At 71.9% G+C, this 4,317-nt stretch carries 4 protein-coding genes; 2 read left to right on the forward strand and 2 right to left on the reverse strand.

The annotated features are described in order from the left end of the window. Positions 1-201 precede the first annotated feature (201 nt). Both ABZ371_RS29600 and ABZ371_RS29605 read right to left on the reverse strand, forming a co-directional pair. On the reverse strand, positions 202-1,074 hold the full coding sequence (locus ABZ371_RS29600) for an undecaprenyl-diphosphate phosphatase (protein ID WP_358685315.1): 873 nt from the start codon (positions 1,072-1,074) through the stop codon (positions 202-204). A 209-nt stretch (positions 1,075-1,283) separates the two neighbouring features. Then, positions 1,284-2,024: a TVP38/TMEM64 family protein gene (locus ABZ371_RS29605; protein ID WP_358685318.1), complete on the reverse strand. Its 741-nt coding sequence runs from the start codon at positions 2,022-2,024 to the stop codon at positions 1,284-1,286. A 255-nt stretch (positions 2,025-2,279) separates the two neighbouring features. Here ABZ371_RS29605 and ABZ371_RS29610 point away from each other — a divergent pair, with 255 nt between their 5' ends. Then, entirely contained in the window at positions 2,280-2,807 is a 528-nt protein-coding gene (locus tag ABZ371_RS29610; protein WP_358685324.1) for a DNA alkylation repair protein, read from the forward strand. Positions 2,808-3,109: 302 nt separating this feature from the next. Beyond that, entirely contained in the window at positions 3,110-4,285 is a 1,176-nt protein-coding gene (gene tuf, locus ABZ371_RS29615; RefSeq protein ID WP_358685321.1) for an elongation factor Tu, read from the forward strand. Positions 4,286-4,317 lie beyond the last annotated feature (32 nt).

The raw sequence follows: 4,317 nt of genomic DNA on the forward strand, positions 1-4,317 counted from the left end.
CGGCGTGGCCTTCGACAGCGCGTACAGGCCGTCCACCGCCCCGGCCGCCGCGGTGCCGGGATGCGGACGCACACGTCCTAGTCGGGCGTATTCCGGCTCCCCAGTGGGAGATGAGTGGGAGACAAGTGGGAGATGATCATGGCAGGGTGCTGCAATCAGGCGCTGGGAAATGCTAGATGGCGCTACCTGTGCGGCCCGGTTTCAGCCGCCGGATTCGCCCGCGTGCGGACTGAGCACACCCATGCTGATCAGCACGAACAGCACGATGCCGAGGATGATCCGGTAGGCCACGAACGGCATGAAGCTCCGGGTTGTGATGAACTTCATGAACCACGCGATGACCGCGTATCCCACCGCGAAGGCGATGACCGTCGCGAAGATCGTCGGCCCCCAGGAGACATGCCCCTCGCCCGCGTCCTTCAGCTCGAACACGCCCGAGGCGAGTACCGCCGGCACCGCCAGCAGGAACGAGTAACGCGCCGCCGCCTCACGGGTGTAGCCCATCAGGAGGCCACCACTGATCGTGGCGCCCGAGCGCGAGACGCCCGGGACGAGCGCCATGGCCTGGCAGAAGCCGAAGATCAGGCCGTCCCTGACGCCCAGCTCCTGCAGGGACTTGCGCTCCCGGATCGCCCGGTGCCTGCCACCGGTCTCGTCACGCGCGGCCAGCCTGTCCGCGACGCCCAGGACGATGCCCATGGCGATCAGTGTGGTCGCGATCAGGCGCAGATCACGGAAGGGCCCCTCGATCTGGTCCTTGAACGTCACGCCCAGCACGCCGATGGGGATCGAGCCGATGATGACCAGCCAGCCCATCTTGGCGTCGTGGTCCCGTCGCATCGAGGAGTCGGTCAGCGACCGGAACCACGCCGAGACGATCCGGGCGATGTCCTTGCGGAAGTAGATGAGGACCGCCGCCTCGGTACCGATCTGCGTGATCGCGGTGAACGCCGCACCCGGGTCGTGCCAGCCCGCGAACGCCGCGGTCAGTCGCAGGTGTGCGCTGGAGGAGATCGGCAGGAACTCGGTCAGTCCCTGAACGAGTCCCAGGACGAATGATTCGAACCAGCTCATGGAGCTCAGGCCATCCCGGAGGTTCTCATGCGACGGCCGGCGGCCCCCAGGGCCGCCGGCAGCGTGCGGGTGTGGTCAAGAAGAGGGACGGGACGCCACGGCCCCGGACATCCTCTGTCGGTCGCGCGCAGCGTATCGCCTGAAGGTGAACAGCCACTCGGGTGCCCCCGGAGGCGAAGGCGGGCGGTCTCCCGGCCGGACCCCTCGGATCAGTCGGACGGCAGGCCCTGAGCGGCGTCGCCGGCCCCGCCCAGCCGGTGCCGCTTGCGCCAGGCGACCAGCGCCGCGCCCGCACCCGAGAGCACGATGAAGCCCATCGCCGCCAGGAACACCGGAGAGGTCGGCGAGGACGCCTCGCTCCCGGCGACGACGTACGCCGCGGTGTTGGGGATCGATCCGAGCCCGGTGGCCAGCAGGAACGGCGGGTAGCCCATCCGGGAGGTGGCCGCGCAGTAGTTGGCCGCCGCGAACGGCACACCCGGGAAGAGCCGTATCGCCAGCATGGAGCGGAAACCGTGCCGGCTCAGCAGTCCGTCCGCGGCTTTCAGCCACTTGCCGCGGAGCAGCGTGCGGAGCGCGTCCTGCCCCAGCACGCGGCCCAGCAGGAAGGAGACACCCGCGCCGAGGACGGTCCCGGCCAGCGCCGCGGCCAGGCCGGCCTGGGCGCCGAACAGCGCACCGGCGGCGAGGTTGAGCAGCGGACGGGGTACGAAGGCCACCGTGCACACGCCGTACGCGAGGCCGAACACCATGGCCGCCGCCGAGCCCGTCAACTGGGGTGGCCAGCCGGAGGACAGCAGCCGCTGTGGTTCGAACAGCAGCATGGTGGTGGCCGCGGCCAGGAGCATCGCGACGAGCAGGGACAGCCGGGACCACGGGGAGAGCAGCAGCTTCGCGCAACGCGCTGCGAGACCGACGGCGGGCCGGGCGGCGGGGACGGGCTCGAACATCTGGGGAGCGTAACCGAAACGGGTGTGTGATCGCCGTAATGTGCGCCTCATGAGTGCACGGCGGCAGCCCGCCCCCACCGTGCCGGACAGCGTGCCGACCGACATGGTGCCGGGGCGCCTCGCCGGGGTGCGTCCCGAGGCGGCCGATCCTGAACGGGCGGTCGCCGAGGGCGCGTACACGAAGGACGCCGCTCCCCTCCGGGGGATCGCCGCCCCGGTGCCGCGCCCCGGTGCCGCGCCCTGTCCCGGACCGTCCTGGCGGGCTTCCGGCCGCCGGCCGCAGCCGACTGCGCCTCCATCGCCCTGCGCCGCCGGGAGTTGCCCGAACGGGAGCACCGGTGTGTCGCCGTCGACCACCCGCGCCACCACACGGGCCGCTGTTCCCGCGCCGTCCTGCCCGTCGCGCGCCACCTGGTGACGGCACGTCCGTGGTGGGACACCGTCGACGCCCGCGCCGCACATGTCGCCGGACCACCCGTGTCGGCGCATCCGGGACCGAGGAGCACGACGGACCGGTGGGCCGAGGACGACGACTTCCGGCCCGTCCGCACCGCGCCGCTCCGCCAGCTCTCCGCCTCCGGGAGCGCCCCGGCACCGCCCGGCTGTCCGGATACTGCCCGCACCGCGCGGAGCGCCCCGGCCTCTTCCTCCGCAAGGCGATCGGCCGGCGCCCGCGCCGAGTACGCCGAGACCGACGCGCGGGCCGTCCGCGAGTTCGCCGACGCCTCCCGTCACCGCCTGGCACCCCTGTCCGTGGGTGAACCACCGGAGAACACCGGCTGAGCCACCGGCACGGCGCCGCCTGAAAACCGTTCGACGGCCGGGCGCCCTTCCGCGATGATCAGGGGCATGTTCCGGTACGCCTTCCTCGCAGCGCGGTCCGCAGTCGCGGGCACGCCGAAGGCTGCCGTGAGCCCCGCGACCGCGATCGCGGCAGCAGCAGCCGTAGCGGCGTTCGCCGCAGCGGCGCCCATCGGCGGCGCCCGAAGCTGACCCTCCCCCGACAGTCCGGCGGACCCCGCAAGGGGAGGGTCGGCGGGGCCCTGGGGTCTTCTCTCTCAGCTTCGAACACCAAGGAACGAGCCATGCCCAAGACGGCATACGTGCGCACCAAGCCCCACCTCAACATCGGCACCATGGGCCACGTCGACCACGGCAAGACCACCTTGACGGCCGCCATCACCAAGGTCCTCAGCGACCGCGGAACCGGCACCTTCGTGCCGTTCGACCGGATCGACCGGGCACCCGAGGAGGCGCAGCGCGGCATCACCATCAACATCTCGCACGTCGAGTACGAGACCGACACGCGCCACTACGCGCACGTCGACATGCCCGGACACGCCGACTACATCAAGAACATGGTGACGGGAGCGGCGCAGCTCGACGGTGCGATCCTCGTCGTCTCCGCACTCGACGGCATCATGCCGCAGACCGCGGAGCACGTGCTGCTGGCCCGTCAGGTCGGCGTCGACCACATCGTCGTCGCCCTGAACAAGGCCGACGCTGGGGACCCCGAGCTCACGGACCTGGTCGAGCTGGAGGTCCGCGAACTGCTCTCCGCGCACGGTTACGGCGGGGAGAGCGTGCCCGTCGTCCGGGTGTCCGGGCTGAAGGCCCTGGAGGGCGACCCGCGCTGGACCGCCTCCATCGAGGGCCTGCTGGACGCCGTCGACACGTACGTACCGATGCCGGTGCGCTACACCGACGCGCCCTTCCTGCTGTCGGTGGAGAACGTCCTCACGATCACGGGGCGCGGCACCGTCGTCACCGGCGCCGTCGAGCGCGGCACGGTGCGCGTCGGGGACCGGGTGGCAGTGCTCGGAGCGGACGTCGAGACGGTCGTCACCGGACTGGAGACCTTCGGCAAGCCGATGGACTCCGCCGAGGCCGGGGACAACGTGGCTCTGCTGCTGCGCGGTGTGGAGCGCGACCGGGTCCGCCGCGGCCACGTGGTGGCGGCGCCCGGCAGCGTCACCCCCAGTCGGCGGTTCACCGCGCAGGTGTACGTCCTTTCGGCGCGCGAGGGTGGCCGCACCACCCCGGTCGCCACGGGGTACCGGCCGCAGTTCTACATCCGCACGGCGGACGTCGTGGGGGACGTCGACCTGGGGGAGAGGGCGGTGGCGCGGCCCGGCGAGACCGTCACCATGACGATCGAGCTCGGCCGTGACATCCCCCTGGAGCCGGGGCTGGGCTTCGCGATCCGCGAAGGCGGCCGGACCGTCGGCGCCGGTACGGTCGCCGTCCTCCTCGAGGGCTGAGGCCCGCGGGGCGTGCCCGCCCCCTACCGAGG

The sequence above is a fragment of the Streptomyces sp. NPDC005899 genome (assembly GCF_040629645.1).
Lineage (GTDB): Bacteria > Actinomycetota > Actinomycetes > Streptomycetales > Streptomycetaceae > Streptomyces.

Excerpts from the sequence above, each read along its gene's own strand:
- tuf (WP_358685321.1), top strand. The coding sequence starts at position 3,110 with ATGCCCAAGACGGCATACGTGCGCACCAAGCCCCACCTCAACATCGGC.
- ABZ371_RS29605 (WP_358685318.1), bottom strand. The coding sequence starts at position 2,024 with ATGTTCGAGCCCGTCCCCGCCGCCCGGCCCGCCGTCGGTCTCGCAGCG.
- ABZ371_RS29600 (WP_358685315.1), bottom strand. The coding sequence starts at position 1,074 with ATGAGCTGGTTCGAATCATTCGTCCTGGGACTCGTTCAGGGACTGACC.